Consider the following 17,547-nt stretch of genomic DNA (forward strand, 5'->3'; position numbering starts at 1 on the left):
TAATTTACATATGAAAGTAACTATTGTTGGTGCTGGAGCTGTAGGCGCAACTACAGCAGACAATTTAATCCGTCGAAATGTCGCCGAGGAGATTGTATTATTGGATATCAAGGAAGGATTTGCGGAAGGAAAAGCGCAGGATATGGCTCAAACGGCGGCCTTATTGGGATTTGAATCCAAAATCAAAGGTGTAACCAATGATTATCTGTCAACTGCGGGCTCCACTGTTGCTGTCATTACTTCTGGCATTCCCCGTAAACCGGGGATGACCCGTGAGGAATTGATCGGAACAAATGCAAATATCGTCAAATCAGTGGTAGAGAATTTAGTAAAACATTCTCCGGATATCATTATTGTTATTGTATCCAACCCAATGGATACGATGACTTATCTTGCACTCAAATCGAGTGGCTTGCCTAAAAATAGGATTATCGGGATGGGAGGAACATTGGACTCTGCACGCTTCAAATATCAATTGAGTGAAAAATTAAATGCTTCGGCGGCGGATCTCAACGCCATTGTCATTGGTGGCCATGGTGATACCACGATGATCCCGTTAATCAAGCACTCCACGTGGAACAGCATTCCGGTCAGCAACTTCCTTACGGCTGAGGAGCAGGAAGAGATCGTCCATAAGACGATGGTCGGTGGGGCCACATTAACGAGTCTGATCGGTACTTCAGCTTGGTATGCCCCCGGTGCCGCTACCGCTGCCGTCGTGGAAAGCATCGTGCGCGACCAAGGTAAATTATTTACTGCTTCTGTTTACCTCGAAGGGGAATTTGGACAAGAAGATATTAATCTAGGTGTTCCGGTTATCATTAACAAAAAAGGATGGGACCGTATTATTCCATTGCAGTTGGATGAGGAGGATAAAGAAAAATTCAGTAAGAGTGCCGATGCGGTACGTGCCATGAATAACGTATTGAAAGAAATCAATGCATTATAATTGGTATAAGCAAATGAAAAAAAGGCTGTTATTTTAAATGACAGCTTTTTTGTAATATTCCGACCGGGCTGCCCACACTCTACAGCCGCCATTAAAAGAATAGATTATTTCTCCCTTATCTTCTATCTGACAGATGACACCCCTAAATTTTACTTTTGAGGTGAAGATAATAAGCCGGCGTCAAAATTTTTTTTAATTAAATTTTTGGCTATGTTTGGGACTATGACGAAAGTACCATTTCAAATCCTGGATCTTCAAGGGCAAGGAACACATATTCTAGTTGATGTAACGCTATACGAACGCAATTTTAAAATGGTGATTGACACAGGAGCATCTAAAACCGTATTTGACAAAACTCAAATGGCACATCTTCTGGAAGATCAGTTGCTGCTGGAGCCATCAGAAACCCTTTCAACTGGTCTCGGCACCAATTCCATGGAGAGCTTTACTATGGAAATCCCCAGCCTGGCGATCGGCACCTGGCGAATCAACAAATTAAAAACTGCAGTATTGGACTTAAGTTCCATTAATTATGCCTACGGGCAAATGGAACTTGATCCCGTCATCGGGGTATTGGGGGGTGATATTTTTGCCGACTATGGCGCCGTCATTGATTACGCCAAGCAGACATTACGCTTACGCGACCGAAAAATCAAGAATAAGTAAACCTCCGGCTTGTACTCCCAAAAATCTAAATCCTCCATACGAACTACTCAATACTAAAATCGAAAAAGCCTTTTATGGATATGTAAGCGAAGGTAAGTATAATAGAGGATAGCGATCAATATCCCCAATCCCCCCATGGTATATAAAGTCGCCCTTAGACCACAATAACTGGCCAAGGAGCCGATCATCAATGTTCCTATCGGAAAAATTCCCTGGAAGGCCATGACATAATATGAAATAGCCCTGGCCCGGTATATCGGTATGGCATGTGTCTGAATATAAGTATTGATACTCGAGTTCTGCATCATCATGGCAAAGGAAACCAGCATTACATAGACGAGCGCCATCTGCAACATACTCGAATGAGCAAGGAAGAGCAAGGCCAGTCCCATCAGCGCAGCAGCCCCCATCACCTGATACCGCAGGTTTGATCCGGACTTCAAGCGAGCCATATTAAATGCGCCGATCATAGCTCCCAATCCAGCTGCACTTTCAAACCAGGAGAAAGTGCGTTCATCCCCATGGAACATTTCTTTTGCTATGGCCGGTAAGAGCGAGGTATAAGGGATCACAATCAAACTGGAAAACGTCATGATAATAATCAAGGAGGAGATATGTGGCGAACGCTTGAGGTAGCGGAAACCTTCAACCAAGCCTTCCCAGTTGCTCCCTTTACTGAGCTGCCCTTTGGTTTCATCCACCTGCATCATCAACAATGTAATGATAACCGGTACAAAACTGATAAAATTCAATGCGAAACAGACCAGCTCGCCATAAGTACTGAGCAAAATACCCCCAATCGCGGGTCCCAGCATCCGGGCAGCGTTAAAGATAGTCGAATTGAGCGCAATGGCATTGGGCAGATCCTTGCGGTCACCGACCAGGTACATCATCAAAGACTGCCGGCCGAGCACATCAAAGGAGTTGATGACCCCTTGTATCAGACCGAGAACCGAGAGCCACAGTACACTCTCCCACTTGAGGTAAACCACCAACGTGAGTATACCAGCCTGTATCATCAGGCCGATCTGCGTCAATAATACCAATTTATATTTTTTGTGCTTATCGACGAAGCTTCCGATAAAAGGCGACAATACCAACGAGGGCAATAAAGAAATAAACTGAACGAAACCCAACCAAAACACAGAACTTGTCAGTTCATACACCAGCCAGCTGATCGCTATCCGTTGCATCCACGTTCCCATCAGGGAAATTGCTTGTCCTATAACATGTAAACGGAAGTTTCTATAATGGAGAGACCTAAAAACCTGCATATTGAAAGATAATACTATAAAAATATAACAAAAAAGAAAGAGAAGAGGTTCTTATTTGCAAAAATAATGATGCAATTCATTGAAATCAATGCGTAATACTGGAATATAATCAATAACTTTGCACCTATTATTTCGAACGTTAAAATAATCAAATAATTATCATTCAATAACATACACAATGAAATTTTTTATTGACACAGCGAACCTAGAGCAAATCAAGGAAGCCCAGGACTTAGGCGTATTAGACGGTGTAACGACCAATCCAAGTTTAATGGCTAAAGAAGGTATCAGCGGTGATGAGAACGTAATCAACCACTACAAAGCAATCTGTGCAATTGTTGACGGCGACGTGAGTGCTGAAGTTATTTCGACTACTTATGAAGAAATGATTAAAGAAGGAGAAGCCTTGGCAGCTCTTGACAGCAAGATCGTGGTCAAAGTTCCTATGATCAAAGATGGCGTGAAAGCAATCAAATATTTCAGCAATAAAGGGATTAAAACAAACTGTACATTGGTATTCACCGCTGGTCAAGCGCTATTGGCGGCAAAAGCAGGTGCGACTTATGTATCTCCTTTTATTGGCCGTTTGGATGATATCTCTACCGACGGATTGGCATTGATCGAAGATATCCGTCTGATCTATGATAACTACCAATATCCAACACAGATCTTGGCCGCTTCTGTACGCCATAGTGCACACATCTTGGGCTGTGCTAAAATTGGTGCAGATGTGATGACAGGCCCATTGTCGGCAATTTTATCTTTATTAAAACACCCTCTGACTGACAGCGGTTTAGCAACATTTTTAGCTGACCACGCAAAAGCTGCGGGTAAATAAATTAGACTATATTTCGGTATAGGTTTTAAACCGATAAGGAGAAGATGACAATAATCTTAACCTTATCGGTTTTCTTATGTGGATAAATTCCGTATTTTTGTAGTTGATCTAAGGTTTAACGAAGAAGTCCATGGAACAATCCAATACCGTATATCCAGAAATCCTGAAACGGAATAGCTTAAAAGTCACCCAACCCCGGTTGAAGGTACTTGAAATTATTTCAACAAAAGATTCGGCCATCTCCCAACCTGAATTGGAGAAATTATTGGGTAAGGATATCGATCGTGTGACATTGTATCGTGTGCTGGCCAGTTTTGAGGAAAAAGGTATTATCCACAAGATCTTTGATCTGCACGGAACCGCTACCTATGCCATGTGTTCCACCAACTGCTCCGAACACGACCATCATGACCAACATGTACATTTCATCTGTCGGGTATGCAACTCGGTCTATTGCCTGGATGAAATTACATTACCAAAAGTAAATATCCCCAATGGGTTTAGCCTGGAAGCGATTGCCGTAAATGCACTCGGCGTATGTAACCATTGTAAAAAATAAATCACAACTTACAGCTTCAAAACAATTTTTCGCTTGATCTGTCTATAGTTTGATAATTGGATTCGCTCCGATTGGCTCGGCTATTGTACAGGTGAATGCTGATTTTTTTTGTACCTTGTATCAACACCGCAAGCATACTTGATAAGTGATTGCGCACATAGCTGGTTTATTGTACCTGCGGGTCTAATAACCACTGTTTTACACATTGGCTATCATACAAATGACTTGGTGGCTAATACGAATGAGTAAATAATAAAACGAATGAAGACAAGAAAAGATAATCCCTATAAAGAGGTATTAACACAACTGATCATCGATATTTTCGAAAAATCAGGAAACAAGCCACTCAACTATAAACAAGTTTCTTCCAAATTGAATCTGACGGACAACGATTCCAAAGTTGCCATTGCCGATATTTTACAGGATAATGTCCGGAGTGGACTATTTGTCGAGGTTGAGCGTGGAAAGTTCAACCTCAAGCAGCTTAAGGTATATGTGACCGGAAAAGTGGATATGACGGCTGACGGCTCTGCCTATATCATCCCAGACGATGAGTTTGAGAACGATATTTATATTGCACCCCGTAAACTAAGGCAGGCTCTGCATGGGGATATTGTCAAAGTACATACTTTTGAGAAAAGAAAAGGTGGACGTAAAAAAGAAGGCGAAGTTGTCGAAATCTTACAACGGGCCAAAACCGACTTTACCGGAACAATCAGCATTTCAAATAATTTCGCATTTTTTATCGCCGACGACCGCAAGATGTTGCACGACATCTTTATACCACTGGACAACCTGAATGGTGCCAAGGACAAGGAAAAAGTTGTGGTTTCGATCATTGACTGGCCAAGCGGCAGCAAGAATCCGGTTGGTACCGTCAAGCATGTCCTGGGGGTCAAGGGAGAGAACAATACCGAGATGAATGCTATCCTCGCAGACTACGGTTTCCCACTGGAATTCCCAAAGAAGGTAGAAGAAGAAGCCAATAAAATTACGGAGGAAATCAGTAAGGAAGAGATCGCCAAAAGACGTGATTTCAGGGGAGTTCCAACCTTCACGATTGACCCTGCGGATGCCAAAGATTTTGATGATGCCCTATCGTTCCAAAAGCTGGAGAATGGCAATTACGAGATCGGTGTCCATATTGCCGACGTATCACATTTTGTGATTCCGGATACCGAACTGGATAAGGAAGCTTTTAACCGGGCTACATCAGTCTATCTAGTAGACCGTGTTATTCCAATGCTTCCCGAGCGATTGTCCAATGGCGTATGTTCATTACGACCACATGAGGACAAGCTCTGTTTTTCGGCGGTATTCGAGTTGGATGAAAAAGCCAATATACACGATCAATGGTTTGGCCGCACGGTTATCCATTCAGACAGGCGCTTTAGTTATGAGGAAGCACAGGAAGTCATTGAGACAAAATCTGGTGATTTCAGTACTGAGATTTTAAAATTGAATGAACTGGCATACATCCTCCGGGAGCGTAAGTTTAAGAATGGTGCGATCGCCTTTGAAAGTGAGGAAGTCAAATTTACCCTGGATGAAAACGGCAAACCTACAGGTGTCTATACCAAAATACGTAAGGATGCACACAAGCTGATCGAAGATTTTATGTTGTTGGCCAACCGTAAGGTGGCTGAATATATCGGTAAGCAAGGCCGCGGTAAAAACAAATTAACATTTGTATACCGTTACCACGATGTGCCGAATCCGGAAACATTGACGACATTTTCGCAATTTGCGGCACGATTTGGCCATAAGCTGACCATTAAAACAGACAAGGAAACAGCGAAGTCCCTAAACGCAATCATGACGAAGATCGAAGGTAGTAAGGAGCAAAACATGCTGACCTCTTTGGCGGTGCGCTCCATGGCCAAGGCCATCTATACGACGAAGAAAACAAGCCATTATGGATTGGCATTTGACTATTATACCCATTTCACCTCCCCTATCCGTCGATATCCGGATGTGATGGTACACCGTCTTTTGCAGTTCTACCTGGATGGTGGCACAAAGGTCAATGCCGAGCACTATGAGAAAATGTCAGAGCACTCTTCACAGATGGAGAAAAAGGCAGCCGAAGCGGAACGCGCATCCATCAAATACAAACAGGCAGAATATCTGCAGGATCAGATCGGCACAGAATATACCGGTATTGTCTCGGGTGTGACCGAATGGGGTATGTATGTGGAGATTGAGGAGAACAAGTGTGAGGGTATGGTACGCTTACGTGATATCACGGATGATTTCTATGTACTGGATGAGAAGAACTACGCGATTATCGGCCAGCGGAAGAAAAAGAAATTCCAATTGGGTGATGAGGTGCAAATCCGTGTGAAGAAAGTAGATCTGGATAAACGACAGATAGATTTTACGTTGTTGTCTTAGTACAGTCAGATTTAAAGCCCTGTATCAGGAATACCGATACGGGGCTTTATTACTCTTGCATCGAAGGAAAATTATTGCTTAGTTCCTTCAAAGGTATAAAAAACTTCAGTTGCACTCGTCTTCTCTCCCTGGCAAAGAAGAGTTTTATTCTTCACGTCAAACAAGAATTTTCCTTCGGGAGAAACGCCTGATGTTTGAATCGATATATTCATGTTATTGACAACCTTGAACTCTTTTGCTGGAATCTTTAATGCTTTATCTCCGATCTCAACTTTGAGTGTATTGTCAGATACTTTTGTAACCGTTAAAATTTTATCAAACATAGGTCCGTTTGTATTTGATAAATCCAAACTACCCTTGTAAGTACCTACAGCTGCATCGATACTTCCGCCTGTTTGGATAGGCTCATCTTTATCCTTAGAACATCCGACAAAAGCGAAAGCTACTAACGCTAATACCATTGCATACATTAATTTCATTTTCATAATTTGCATACTTTAATTTGTTTTTTTCTGTTAATTATCCGTCCGTGTTTGACAAACGTCTTGCCAAAAAGAAGCATAAACACGCAAAAAGATAAAATATACTCAGAAACCAGTAGAAGAATATTTTCACAGAAAAAACACAGAGCGACTAGTATTCAAGACAATAAAGATTTTTACGAGTCAAACATTGTGTTCTGCTTTTCGCTCCCAGCCTAAGACAACGCTACTATCGTTGTCCTTATTTGACAACATAATAATAACCAGTAGCAGCTGCTAAACTTGCGAGCGCAATATCGGATTGTACAAGCAATAAACGAGGGACCCATTATTATCACAACAAACCTTACATATTATTGCGCTATCTCAGAAAAGGAAACATTCCGCACTGTGTTTACTCCATTTCGCCAAGTAAAATATCGATTCTGCGCGATGTCGGATTGGATCAAACCAGTGTTGGAATCATTTTTCCATGTGGGGAAATGAAAATTCCACTCGGCGAAATCATCCAAACCATTGACAAAACGAGCCAGACAGGTGGCGGAATCATTTCGACAGTGAACTGGATCATTTCGTTACTGCGGCGGATGACACAAACGGGCGTCGAACCAATTCCGACAGACGGGGAAATGAAACTTCCACCCGACTAAATCATCTAAACCAAGGACAGCATGCACGAGAAGGAGCGCGAACTCATCAAACCAGGAGGGAAAACAGCTTCGCCAGAGGGAAAAGGCATCCGACATCTCTAAAAAATAATCTAAATTTTATACACTAACTATTTAATATTCAAAACGGAATCAGTATCTTTGCGAACTTAAAATAATTTAGGTATAAAATTTATAAACAAAAACAGGTAAATGCCTACTATTCAACAATTAGTTAGAAAAGGTAGAGTAGCTCTGGTTGATAAGAGTAAGTCACCAGCGTTGGACTCATGTCCACAGCGAAGAGGTGTATGTACACGTGTATATACTACTACCCCTAAAAAACCAAACTCAGCAATGCGTAAAGTAGCTCGTGTACGTTTAACAAACGGTAAAGAGGTCAACGCTTACATCCCTGGAGAAGGTCACAACTTACAAGAGCACTCGATCGTATTGATCCGTGGTGGTCGTGTTAAGGATTTACCAGGTGTGCGTTACCACATCATCCGTGGTGCATTAGATACTTCAGGTGTAGCAGGTCGTAACCAACGTCGTTCTAAATACGGAACTAAGCGTCCTAAACCAGGACAAGCAGCTGCAGCTCCAGCAAAAGGTAAAAAGAAATAATTAAACGGAGGAAAGAAAAATGAGAAAGTCAAAACCGAAAAAGAGAATCATTTTACCTGATCCAAAGTTTAATGACGTTCAGGTAACACGTTTCGTAAACAATATGATGGTAGATGGTAAAAAATCCATCGCTTATGATATTTTTTACGATGCAGTAGAATTAGTAGAACAAAAAACACAAGAAAGCGGTTTAGAAGCTTGGAAAAAAGCTTTAAACAACGTTATGCCTGCTGTTGAAGTTAAATCACGCCGTGTAGGTGGTGCTAACTTCCAAGTTCCTATGGAAGTTCGTCCAGAGCGTAAAATTGCTTTGGGTATGAAATGGTTAATTTCATACGCTCGTAAACGTGGTGAAAAAACAATGTTCGAAAAATTAGCAGGAGAAATCATTTCAGCTTCTAAAGGTGAAGGTGCTGCTGTTAAGAAGAAAGAAGATACGCACAAAATGGCTGAAGCTAACAAAGCGTTCTCACACTTCAGATTCTAATTTTGAAGACATTCAAAAAAATATGATTACACCGACCTCCGATAAACGAACACTCTTTTATCAAGGTCGGTGTACTTATTTAACATTACATTTAAACACATAAGGCCCGTAAGGCCAGCTGCTTAAAAATATTATGGCAAGAGATTTAAAATTCACTAGAAATATCGGTATCGCTGCACACATCGATGCTGGTAAAACTACAACAACTGAGCGTATCCTTTATTACTCAGGTGTAAACCATAAAATTGGTGAGGTTCACGAAGGTGCTTCAACAATGGACTGGATGGAGCAAGAGGCTGAGCGTGGTATCACGATCACTTCTGCTGCAACAACTGTATTCTGGAACTACCGTAACAACAAATACCAAGTAAACGTTATCGATACACCTGGACACGTGGATTTCACGGTTGAGGTAAACCGTTCGTTACGTGTATTGGATGGATTGGTATTCTTGTTTTCAGCAGTTGATGGTGTTGAGCCTCAATCTGAAACAAACTGGCGCTTAGCTGATGGCTACAAAGTACCTCGTATCGGTTTCGTTAACAAAATGGACCGTTCAGGAGCTGACTTCTTGAAAGTTGTAAAACAAGTAAAAGACATGTTAGGTTCTGATGCTGTAGCTTTACAATTGCCTATCGGTGCTGAAGATACGTTCACAGGTGTGGTTGATTTGATCAACAACCGTGGTATCGTTTGGAATGAGCATGATAAAGGAATGACTTTCACTGAAGTTCCAATTCCTGAGGATATGTTGGACGAGGTTGCTGAATACCGTGAGAAATTATTGGAAGCAGTAGCTGGCTATGATGAGTCTTTGATGGAGAAATTCTTCGAAGATCCAGATTCATTGACTGAGCGTGAAATCTTAAATGCGTTACGTGCAGCAGTATTGGATAACTCTATCGTTCCTATGGTTTGTGGTTCATCTTTCAAAAACAAAGGTGTTCAAACCATGTTGGATCTTGTAATGGAATTATTGCCTTCACCTCTTGATGTAGAGGCTGTAAAAGGTACTAACCCTGATACTGGTGAAGAAATCGAGCGTAAACCATCTGTTAATGAGCCTTTCGCAGCTTTAGGTTTCAAAATTGCGACTGACCCATTCGTAGGTCGTTTATGTTTCATCCGTGCTTACTCTGGTAAGTTAGATGCAGGTTCTTATGTATTGAACACACGTTCAGGTAACAAAGAACGTATCTCTCGTATCTTCCAAATGCACGCGAACAAACAAAACCCTATTCCTTTTATCGAGGCAGGTGATATCGGTGCAGTTGTAGGTTTCAAAGACATCAAAACTGGTGATACACTTTGTGACGAAAAAGCGCCTATCGTATTAGAGTCCATGACTTTCCCTGAGCCAGTAATTGGTTTAGCGATTGAGCCTAAAACTCAAGCTGACGTGGATAGATTAGGTATTGGTCTTGGTAAATTGGCTGAAGAGGATCCTACATTCGTTGTTAAATCTGACGAAGAGACTGGCCAAACAGTTATCTCTGGTATGGGTGAGCTTCACTTAGAGATCTTGATCGACCGTTTGAAACGTGAATTCAAAGTTGAGGTTAACCAAGGTGCTCCTCAAGTAGCATACAAAGAGTCTATCAATGGTACTACTGAGCACCGTGAGGTATACAAAAAACAATCAGGTGGTCGTGGTAAATTCGCGGATATCAAAGTTGTTATCTCTCCTATCGATGCAGATTACGATACAACAAAATCAGCACTTCAATTCGTAAACGAAATTGTGGGTGGTGCGATTCCAAAAGAATACATCCCTTCGGTTCAAAAAGGATTTGAAGCATCATTGAATAATGGTGTATTAGCTGGTTACCCACTTTCTGGCATGAAAGTTCGTTTGATTGATGGTTCATTCCACGCAGTCGATTCAGATTCATTGTCATTCGAATTGGCAGCTAAAATGGCTTACCGTGAGGCATTGCCTAAATGTTCTCCAGTATTGATGGAGCCAATCATGAAAGTTGAAGTATTGACTCCAGAAGAAAACATGGGTGATGTAATGGGTGACTTGAACCGTCGTCGTGGTCAAATGCAAGGTTTGGATTCACGTAACGGTGCACAAGTAATCAAAGCATTGGTTCCACTTTCTGAAATGTTCGGTTACGTAACTCAATTACGTACAATCACTTCAGGTCGTGCAACATCTACAATGGAATTTGATCACTATGCTGAAGCTCCACGTAACGTTGCTGAAGAAGTAATCGCAAAATCAAAAGGTAGAATCAAAGGTTCTGTAGAATAATATAGAACTCAAAAATAAACCGACCGCTGGTTGTTAATAGCTCTAATCAGCGGTCATTTTTTAATAATATCATATACTATGAGCCAAAGAATCAGAATTAAATTGAAATCTTACGATTACAATTTGGTTGACAAATCAGCTGAAAAAATCGTAAAAACAGTAAAACCTACAGGTGCAGTTGTTAGTGGTCCTATTCCATTGCCTACTGAGAAAAAAATCTACACGGTATTACGTTCACCACACGTTAACAAAAAAGCACGTGAGCAATTCCAATTGTGTGCTTACAAAAGATTGTTGGATATCTATTCATCAAACGCTAAAACTGTTGACGCATTGATGAAACTTGAATTGCCTTCAGGTGTTGAAGTAGAAATCAAAGTGTGATAGATTTCAGTCACTGAAAAAAGAAAGGGCCTTTCGTAAGAAAAGCCCTTTTTTATTGTCCCGTCTTACCATTATAACTGATAACCGATACCTACTGAGAAAACACGGTTTTTAGCTGAACTATCGCCAGAATCCTTCGCTATATTTGTTAGCCCTAGACTATAACCAGCATTAATCAAGAAACCATTAGCAAATTTAAAACCAGCTAAAAGGTTTGCTCCAGCATCAAAAGTTTTCAAACCCGCATCACTAAAGCTTCCACTGTCCGTTCCATTAGTACCACCATACTCATCGAATCCGCTCATATTCTCTATTTTTTCTTTAACATGAATTCCAATCCCCGCATAAGGTCCGGCCCCCAAAAAGACATTACCGGAATTTCCTGTCGGAATAGAATATACAAAATTCACAGGTACCTCAATGTACATAAAATCTTGTTTGATATTCCCTGTTGCTCCACTTACCCCGATGATCTCAGCCAACTTCTCGACCGAAATTTTACGTCCTTTACCTTGTAAAGAAACCCCGGGCTGGATGCTAAAATTGTTTGCCAATGGCAAATCCGCATAACCTGCCACATAAAATGACGTTGCCGCGTCAGAGGTATAAGAAAGACCTTTAAGAGATTCTTTCACCTTCGCAAAGTTTGCCCCTGCTTTAAAACCATAAGAAGTTTGTGCTTTTGCTCCAGCAATAAAACATAATGCTGCTGCAATTGAGAGTAATTTTCTTTTCATTAAAAAATAAATTAAATATAATACTAAAATAATATATTTTACTGAAATACAACCAAAAATGAATCGACAAATTTCCTATAACATTTTTTAGAACTTCAAAGGTTCCTGTATACAGCCTATCACTTAACTCCTATTTTTTAAGCTGCTCTAGCCATTGAAGTACCATCAGCAAAAAAGCCAACAATGGAAATAACACGCTCACAAAACACCTTAAAACGATCAAATTTAAACAACTCTCCCCTCTTCCATTGACCAATCCCGCGTTTCCCCCTTTTGCAGAGGCTTTCTTAAGCCACCAAGGTACAGAGCAGGTCCGAAGACCGCCGAACAAAGTCCAAAGGCCACCCGAAAAAATCTACTCCTTAGTTGTTTTTTGACCGCTGCTTTTCAAACGCTTTGTTAGCATGGGACAAGTACCTGTATAGTGCTTTTTTTTTGCCGATTGGGCTAAACAACAATTGCGCAAATAACGCTACATCTGTACTTAAACAGTACTTAACGAGTACATAGACAACTACTTCCCCATTCTTGTAAAAATTATTCATTTTTTAAAAGGTATTAAGAGCTAAATCTAAGGGTGTTGGGATAGGTCTTTAAGCGGCATATAACAGGGTCGCTACGCTCTCAAAATTAGAGAAAGTCATCATATGACTTTAACCGCAGAGCGACTCCGCTGGCTTGATTTTGTTTTTTGCAAATATTTTTTCATAACGTGTTATAGTTATGAGTCTCTTTGCAGAAAGGAACTATAGCAAAGCCCTATGCTGTCATCGTACAGGTTTCCGGGGACCATAGAACCGATAAACAATAGTATCCGTAATACCATGATTATCAATATTAAAAATAAGTTAACGGTTTTAATAAAATCACTCCTTCGCCTCATTTTCAATAATCTTCTTCTCAATCGGATTTAAAGTCTCAAATAGATCCTTATACACTTCATCCTTACTATCTTCTTCCCCCAGCAAGAATCCCCATGGTTTCAGCTCTTTAATGCGGTCCATCACAATCTTGACTATCGCCAAAATAGGGATTGCCAAAAACATACCTGAAATACCCCAGATCATCTCACCGATTATAATGGACAGCATGGCAAATAGGGAATTGACCTTCACTTTGGATCCTACAATTTTGGGAACAATAAAATTGCTGTCAATCATATGTACGATAATCAATGCTAGAATGACTAACACAACATGGGTCAATGACGAGGTAGCGAAAGTAAGAATGGAGATAATCAGCATGGATGAGAAAATACCTACATAAGGCAGTACGTTGAATACGCCTGTGATTAAAGCCAAGAGTAAACTGTACTTCACACCAATTAGGGAGAGGCAAATAAAAACTAAAAGGGAAACTAAACTCATCTGGATCAACAGACCGATCAAATACTTCTTGACAACATATTGAATTTGCCTAACAACATCTACAACAATAGGTCGATCTTCGACACGGTTAACAAACAAAAGGAACTTCACAATATGACCTCTATAAATCAACAGGAAGAAGGTATACAGGAATGTAAAAACAAATAAAATAAACAGGGAGGAAAGTGAAACCAACGCCGTTCCTAAAAACAGGGTACCAGAATCAACTGACTTTGAAGCTGTTTTGTTGATAAATTCCATCTGCTCTTTGTGCTGTATTCCAAATTGTTCACTGACCCAGATTTGCAGTTTGCCTGCTCCGTCCATTATCTGCTCTTTAAATGCCGGAAAGTCTTCTTTAAGCAGTGTGAGTTGCGAGGCTAATAAGAAGAGACCGTAACCCAGTACCCCGAAAAACAGAATTACGCTGAGTATTCCGGCCAATGTCCGTGGGAAACGTAACTTGTGTTCCATAAAATTGCTTAGTGGAATCAAAAGCAGCGAGAACAGCAAGCCCAAAATCATCGGGATAAGTATCGTATCACCAATCTTTGCCAGATACCCCAAAAGAAGGATACTGATTAATACACAGGCCAACTTCACATAAAAGGGTAAAGTGAGGAATCTTTTCATTGAATATTCTTTTGAATAAAAATAACAATTTCGGATGACTTAAGTTTAGGGAAATAAAAAAGTCCCTACAGATGCAGGGACTCTTTCCTCATAATAAGCTTAAGTACTTATATTTCTTATAGTCCAAAGCCAATACCAATAGACCATACGCGGTTTTTAGCCATATCACCTGATGCAGGGGCCAAGTTTGTTAAACCAAGTCCATAGCCAGCATTGATCTGAAAACCGTTGGTTAATTGATAACCTGCCAAGAAATTGATACCGAAATCGGTACGCTTAAGATCATCATTTTCGTTACTACCAAAATTAAGGTCTCTATCACCTTGAACAGCACCATCAAAAACTTCTCCCTTACGTTTACCGCTTAAGCCAAAACCTACATACGGTCCTGCACCGATAAAAAAGTTACCAGACCCTCCTGTAGGCAATTTAGCCACTAAGTTTACTGGAATATCAAGAGACATAACACTTTCTTTTGTTTCAGTTGAAGAAGTTGGTTCCCATTTCCCCCCTTTATTCTGCAAAGACAATCCCGGCTGAATAGAAAAATAGGGCGAAACCGGTGCATCCAAGTAACCTGTTACAAAGAAACCTGTATTTGATTTGGTGCTTCCGTTATCTATTGAATATTTAGGAATGTTTACACCCGCACGGAGTCCATATCCCAATCCGCCTTGTGCAAAAGCTCCTAATGAACCAAATAAAATTGCTGCAGATAATAATAGTTTTTTCATGTTTCCTAATTTAATTTACTTTGTTCTTCTATCATTTATTCTCATATATTTCTTGTATGAGATTTATTACAGTGACATTTGCAATATCTATTCCAAAATAGATAAACTATTCATTTTCACTTCAAAACAAAAGAAAAAACTCGTGCCGTTTTTTTTTTGAATGTCCTCTAAATGATACAGTAGCTTGTAGAAATTTTAATATTTTCTACTGATGGTATACATTAGTATTTCTACGCTTAAAGCCTGCATAAGCAACATACTCAAAAACTACACCCTTGGTTTTCAAGATAATGCTCAAAAACGCAAAAGTTTTATCACAAAGATTTTTTAATTCCAATTATAAGTTTTATTTTTGCAGACCTTCAAAAGGAAAAAAATAGGGTCGGATGGCCGAGTGGCTAGGCTGAGGTCTGCAAAACCTCCTACAGCGGTTCGAATCCGCTTCCGACCTCGTTTTATTTTAAACAATAAAAATATTATCAAAATGGGAGTTACACGTTTAAAAAGAAAAGATAGAAGAAATAAAACTGTTTCACGTGTTGAAGTTCAGTTCTTGAAATTAGGAACTAACGTTGAGTTAGGTTCTAGATCAAAAATGAAAGCTAGCAACCAAATCGTTAAAAACGATGCTATCTTAAATCAATTAGCTGCAGAAGCTAAATAAGCACAAAGAAATTAGCAGCCTTTAAAGTTATACTTTAAAGGCTTTTTAATAAGTCTACCATCTGGTGGACTTTTTCTTTTGAGCTCATCCACTGCGCCTCGTCCATCCCCTTCACCTGATCCTGCGAAAATCTCATCTTTGAAGACTGACTTTCTTTTGCTGAACTATGGATCGCAATGGCCCCAGTCTCCGCCAAGATTGTCGTGATATTGGAAGCATCCACTCCGGCACCTGGCATAATCACAATTCGTCCGGCTGCCTGCTCAATTAATTGTTTCAGCAATGGCGCACCGGATAAAGCTGAATTTCTCAGTCCCGAAGTCAAGATACGGTCAATACCCAAAGCAATGATATCTTCCAATGCACCAAAAGGATCTTTGACCCGATCAAAAGCACGGTGAAACGTGACATGCATAGGTCGAGCAGCATCAACCAAACGCTTTGTATTAACCTTGTCCACGGCACCATCGGCATTCAATACCCCTAGGACAACGCCATCCATGCCCAATTCCTTACATAGCTCAATATCGGCGATCATCTCCAGCATTTCTTCTTCCGTATATAGAAAGTCTCCACCCCGTGGTCTGATCAGGACATGAATTCCGATATGAACAAGCTCACGCACCAGTTTTAGTTGACCAAAAGACGGTGTTGTACCACCATTCTCCAGATTCTGACAAAATTCAATACGTGTCGCACCGCCTTTCTCCGCTTCAATTGCTGATGCGACTGAATTGGAACATATTTCCAATTGATAGCTTCCGATTGTTTTCTCCTTCATTCAATTCTATTTTTAACCCGTTTTTACGCAATGCGAATAACGCAAAAAAAAAGCAAAATACCTATTTTTTAGCTATAGGGCAATTAGGATAATCTACTCCGCTTTTTCACGGAGGCCCTCAAGATCCAATAACTGTTATGCAGAACTCCCACTATCGTTGGTCAACTATTATTCAAATTAAGAAAAACATTTATTCAAACCGTTTGTATATACCTTACATGCTTTTATTTAAAATTCTAATAACCAACATTATATAAAATTTAGATAAAAATATCATGGCTATTATATCAAAAAACATGGAAATACAGGAAAGGATCATCGGCACTTTTGAGGAGCTCCAATCCGCCATACATGGTTTAGAAAGCCAGCTTGTTGAATTTGAAATATTGTTTAATCAGGCATGCGATAGGCATATCGCGTCCGATTTTCAGAAAGAATGTCTGCTAGACCGAATTTCCTCCCGGCATGTGACAATCGTGTCCAGGCATGAAAGTCTGCAACTTATTCAAGAAACAGTTTCTGCTTATCGTGATTATGACGGCTTGTTCCTGGATCATAAGCAGTTATTGCAATCGCTGGAATTACTGATGTTAAATCATGCAGAGAAAGAGGAATACGAAATTGCTGCCATTATAAAAAAATGGTATGAAAAATTCGCCCGGGCTGTTGATTTCATCGCCGATCTCGCCTACTAAGTCGTTGTTTTGTTTTACATTTGCGGCATTGTAATATATTTGAATCATGCGCAAACCACCCGCTATAGTTGATCTACACGCAGATGCTTTTCTCGAAGACTGGGAAGACTACTCGGCTGACGAACTGATGTTAGAATCTATTGATTACCTCAGATCCAACCTGGATGCAGCCATTTATTGGGAGATGAACGAAATCAAATTTATTCACGGAAAGGGAAAAGGTACCTTAAAAAAAATGATATTTAAGGAACTACAGGATTACAAAGAAAGTGGTTCAATTGATCGATACTATACTTCATACCAGAACGAAGACGTTGTGGTCGTTGTAATTGGAATCTAAAAGGAATGAGCCCGATAAAATATCGAGCTCAT

Annotated in this window: 18 protein-coding genes and 1 tRNA gene; 13 read left to right on the forward strand and 6 right to left on the reverse strand. The window is 40.3% G+C overall.

The window, feature by feature from the left end:
- The first annotated feature begins 10 nt into the window (after window positions 1-10).
- Both ABTV71_RS23860 and ABTV71_RS23865 read left to right on the forward strand, forming a co-directional pair.
- The gene (locus tag ABTV71_RS23860; RefSeq protein WP_121126751.1) at window positions 11-949 is read left to right on the forward strand and encodes a malate dehydrogenase; all 939 of its coding nucleotides are present in this window, start codon (window positions 11-13) and stop codon (window positions 947-949) included.
- 210 nt (window positions 950-1,159) lie between these two features.
- Window positions 1,160-1,615: an aspartyl protease family protein gene (locus ABTV71_RS23865; protein WP_433901335.1), complete on the forward strand. Its 456-nt coding sequence runs from the start codon at window positions 1,160-1,162 to the stop codon at window positions 1,613-1,615.
- 53 nt (window positions 1,616-1,668) lie between these two features.
- On the opposite strand, the gene ABTV71_RS23870 is transcribed toward ABTV71_RS23865, so the two are convergent.
- Complete coding sequence (locus tag ABTV71_RS23870; protein ID WP_433901336.1) at window positions 1,669-2,889, reverse strand: MFS transporter; 1,221 nt, start codon at window positions 2,887-2,889, stop codon at window positions 1,669-1,671.
- A gap of 178 nt (window positions 2,890-3,067) precedes the next feature.
- Between ABTV71_RS23870 and fsa the strand changes: the two genes are divergently transcribed.
- From fsa to rnr, 3 genes are all read left to right on the forward strand, one after another.
- Window positions 3,068-3,727, forward strand: a complete 660-nt coding sequence (gene fsa / locus ABTV71_RS23875) for a fructose-6-phosphate aldolase (protein ID WP_433901337.1) — start codon at window positions 3,068-3,070, stop codon at window positions 3,725-3,727.
- 130 nt (window positions 3,728-3,857) lie between these two features.
- On the forward strand, window positions 3,858-4,286 hold the full coding sequence (locus ABTV71_RS23880) for a Fur family transcriptional regulator (RefSeq protein WP_121126754.1): 429 nt from the start codon (window positions 3,858-3,860) through the stop codon (window positions 4,284-4,286).
- A gap of 261 nt (window positions 4,287-4,547) precedes the next feature.
- Entirely contained in the window at window positions 4,548-6,680 is a 2,133-nt protein-coding gene (gene rnr, locus ABTV71_RS23885) for a ribonuclease R (protein WP_433901338.1), read from the forward strand.
- A 71-nt stretch (window positions 6,681-6,751) separates the two neighbouring features.
- On the opposite strand, the gene ABTV71_RS23890 is transcribed toward rnr, so the two are convergent.
- Window positions 6,752-7,165, reverse strand: coding sequence for a hypothetical protein (locus tag ABTV71_RS23890; RefSeq protein WP_433901339.1), 414 nt, complete (start codon window positions 7,163-7,165; stop codon window positions 6,752-6,754).
- An 857-nt stretch (window positions 7,166-8,022) separates the two neighbouring features.
- Between ABTV71_RS23890 and rpsL the strand changes: the two genes are divergently transcribed.
- The 4 genes from rpsL to rpsJ all read left to right on the forward strand — a co-directional run bounded on the left by rpsL (window position 8,023) and on the right by rpsJ (window position 11,564).
- Window positions 8,023-8,436, forward strand: coding sequence for a 30S ribosomal protein S12 (rpsL, locus tag ABTV71_RS23895; RefSeq protein ID WP_002993550.1), 414 nt, complete (start codon window positions 8,023-8,025; stop codon window positions 8,434-8,436).
- A 19-nt stretch (window positions 8,437-8,455) separates the two neighbouring features.
- Window positions 8,456-8,923 carry a 30S ribosomal protein S7 gene (rpsG, locus tag ABTV71_RS23900; RefSeq protein ID WP_077437603.1) on the forward strand — a complete coding sequence of 156 codons (468 nt, stop codon included), beginning with the start codon at window positions 8,456-8,458 and terminating at the stop codon, window positions 8,921-8,923.
- 133 nt (window positions 8,924-9,056) lie between these two features.
- Window positions 9,057-11,180, forward strand: coding sequence for an elongation factor G (fusA, locus tag ABTV71_RS23905; protein ID WP_121126758.1), 2,124 nt, complete (start codon window positions 9,057-9,059; stop codon window positions 11,178-11,180).
- A 78-nt stretch (window positions 11,181-11,258) separates the two neighbouring features.
- The gene (gene rpsJ, locus ABTV71_RS23910) at window positions 11,259-11,564 is read left to right on the forward strand and encodes a 30S ribosomal protein S10 (protein WP_028070501.1); all 306 of its coding nucleotides are present in this window, start codon (window positions 11,259-11,261) and stop codon (window positions 11,562-11,564) included.
- 71 nt (window positions 11,565-11,635) lie between these two features.
- Here the strand turns inward: rpsJ and ABTV71_RS23915 are convergent, their stop codons facing one another.
- The 3 genes from ABTV71_RS23915 to ABTV71_RS23925 all read right to left on the reverse strand — a co-directional run bounded on the left by ABTV71_RS23915 (window position 11,636) and on the right by ABTV71_RS23925 (window position 15,035).
- Window positions 11,636-12,301: a porin family protein gene (locus ABTV71_RS23915; RefSeq protein WP_121126759.1), complete on the reverse strand. Its 666-nt coding sequence runs from the start codon at window positions 12,299-12,301 to the stop codon at window positions 11,636-11,638.
- 866 nt (window positions 12,302-13,167) lie between these two features.
- Window positions 13,168-14,301, reverse strand: coding sequence for an AI-2E family transporter (locus ABTV71_RS23920; RefSeq protein ID WP_121126760.1), 1,134 nt, complete (start codon window positions 14,299-14,301; stop codon window positions 13,168-13,170).
- A gap of 116 nt (window positions 14,302-14,417) precedes the next feature.
- The gene (locus tag ABTV71_RS23925; RefSeq protein WP_433901340.1) at window positions 14,418-15,035 is read right to left on the reverse strand and encodes a porin family protein; all 618 of its coding nucleotides are present in this window, start codon (window positions 15,033-15,035) and stop codon (window positions 14,418-14,420) included.
- 380 nt (window positions 15,036-15,415) lie between these two features.
- Here ABTV71_RS23925 and ABTV71_RS23930 point away from each other — a divergent pair.
- Window positions 15,416-15,486: transfer RNA gene (locus ABTV71_RS23930), tRNA-Cys, on the forward strand.
- 33 nt (window positions 15,487-15,519) lie between these two features.
- Window positions 15,520-15,699, forward strand: a complete 180-nt coding sequence (locus ABTV71_RS23935) for a spore protein (RefSeq protein ID WP_077437607.1) — start codon at window positions 15,520-15,522, stop codon at window positions 15,697-15,699.
- Window positions 15,700-15,733: 34 nt separating this feature from the next.
- Here ABTV71_RS23935 and ABTV71_RS23940 read toward each other — a convergent pair whose 3' ends face one another.
- A complete protein-coding gene (locus ABTV71_RS23940; RefSeq protein WP_433901341.1) occupies window positions 15,734-16,480 on the reverse strand; it encodes a copper homeostasis protein CutC in 747 nt (248 codons plus the stop codon).
- A gap of 296 nt (window positions 16,481-16,776) precedes the next feature.
- Between ABTV71_RS23940 and ABTV71_RS23945 the strand changes: the two genes are divergently transcribed.
- Window positions 16,777-17,175, forward strand: coding sequence for a hypothetical protein (locus tag ABTV71_RS23945; protein WP_147430538.1), 399 nt, complete (start codon window positions 16,777-16,779; stop codon window positions 17,173-17,175).
- A 46-nt stretch (window positions 17,176-17,221) separates the two neighbouring features.
- A complete protein-coding gene (locus ABTV71_RS23950; RefSeq protein WP_108636779.1) occupies window positions 17,222-17,515 on the forward strand; it encodes a Smr/MutS family protein in 294 nt (97 codons plus the stop codon).
- Window positions 17,516-17,547: the final 32 nt, after the last annotated feature.

It is taken from the genome of Sphingobacterium puteale, assembly GCF_050986225.1.
GTDB classification, from domain to species: Bacteria; Bacteroidota; Bacteroidia; order Sphingobacteriales; family Sphingobacteriaceae; genus Sphingobacterium; species Sphingobacterium puteale.

Coding starts and splice junctions, on each gene's coding strand:
- rpsL (WP_002993550.1), top strand. CDS start 8,023: ATGCCTACTATTCAACAATTAGTTAGAAAAGGTAGAGTAGCTCTGGTT.
- ABTV71_RS23950 (WP_108636779.1), top strand. CDS start 17,222: ATGCGCAAACCACCCGCTATAGTTGATCTACACGCAGATGCTTTTCTC.
- ABTV71_RS23865 (WP_433901335.1), top strand. CDS start 1,160: ATGTTTGGGACTATGACGAAAGTACCATTTCAAATCCTGGATCTTCAA.
- rpsJ (WP_028070501.1), top strand. CDS start 11,259: ATGAGCCAAAGAATCAGAATTAAATTGAAATCTTACGATTACAATTTG.
- ABTV71_RS23940 (WP_433901341.1), bottom strand. CDS start 16,480: ATGAAGGAGAAAACAATCGGAAGCTATCAATTGGAAATATGTTCCAAT.
- fsa (WP_433901337.1), top strand. CDS start 3,068: ATGAAATTTTTTATTGACACAGCGAACCTAGAGCAAATCAAGGAAGCC.
- rnr (WP_433901338.1), top strand. CDS start 4,548: ATGAAGACAAGAAAAGATAATCCCTATAAAGAGGTATTAACACAACTG.
- ABTV71_RS23915 (WP_121126759.1), bottom strand. CDS start 12,301: ATGAAAAGAAAATTACTCTCAATTGCAGCAGCATTATGTTTTATTGCT.
- ABTV71_RS23890 (WP_433901339.1), bottom strand. CDS start 7,165: ATGAAAATGAAATTAATGTATGCAATGGTATTAGCGTTAGTAGCTTTC.
- ABTV71_RS23860 (WP_121126751.1), top strand. CDS start 11: ATGAAAGTAACTATTGTTGGTGCTGGAGCTGTAGGCGCAACTACAGCA.
- rpsG (WP_077437603.1), top strand. CDS start 8,456: ATGAGAAAGTCAAAACCGAAAAAGAGAATCATTTTACCTGATCCAAAG.
- ABTV71_RS23945 (WP_147430538.1), top strand. CDS start 16,777: ATGGAAATACAGGAAAGGATCATCGGCACTTTTGAGGAGCTCCAATCC.
- fusA (WP_121126758.1), top strand. CDS start 9,057: ATGGCAAGAGATTTAAAATTCACTAGAAATATCGGTATCGCTGCACAC.
- ABTV71_RS23925 (WP_433901340.1), bottom strand. CDS start 15,035: ATGAAAAAACTATTATTATCTGCAGCAATTTTATTTGGTTCATTAGGA.
- ABTV71_RS23920 (WP_121126760.1), bottom strand. CDS start 14,301: ATGAAAAGATTCCTCACTTTACCCTTTTATGTGAAGTTGGCCTGTGTA.
- ABTV71_RS23870 (WP_433901336.1), bottom strand. CDS start 2,889: ATGCAGGTTTTTAGGTCTCTCCATTATAGAAACTTCCGTTTACATGTT.
- ABTV71_RS23935 (WP_077437607.1), top strand. CDS start 15,520: ATGGGAGTTACACGTTTAAAAAGAAAAGATAGAAGAAATAAAACTGTT.
- ABTV71_RS23880 (WP_121126754.1), top strand. CDS start 3,858: ATGGAACAATCCAATACCGTATATCCAGAAATCCTGAAACGGAATAGC.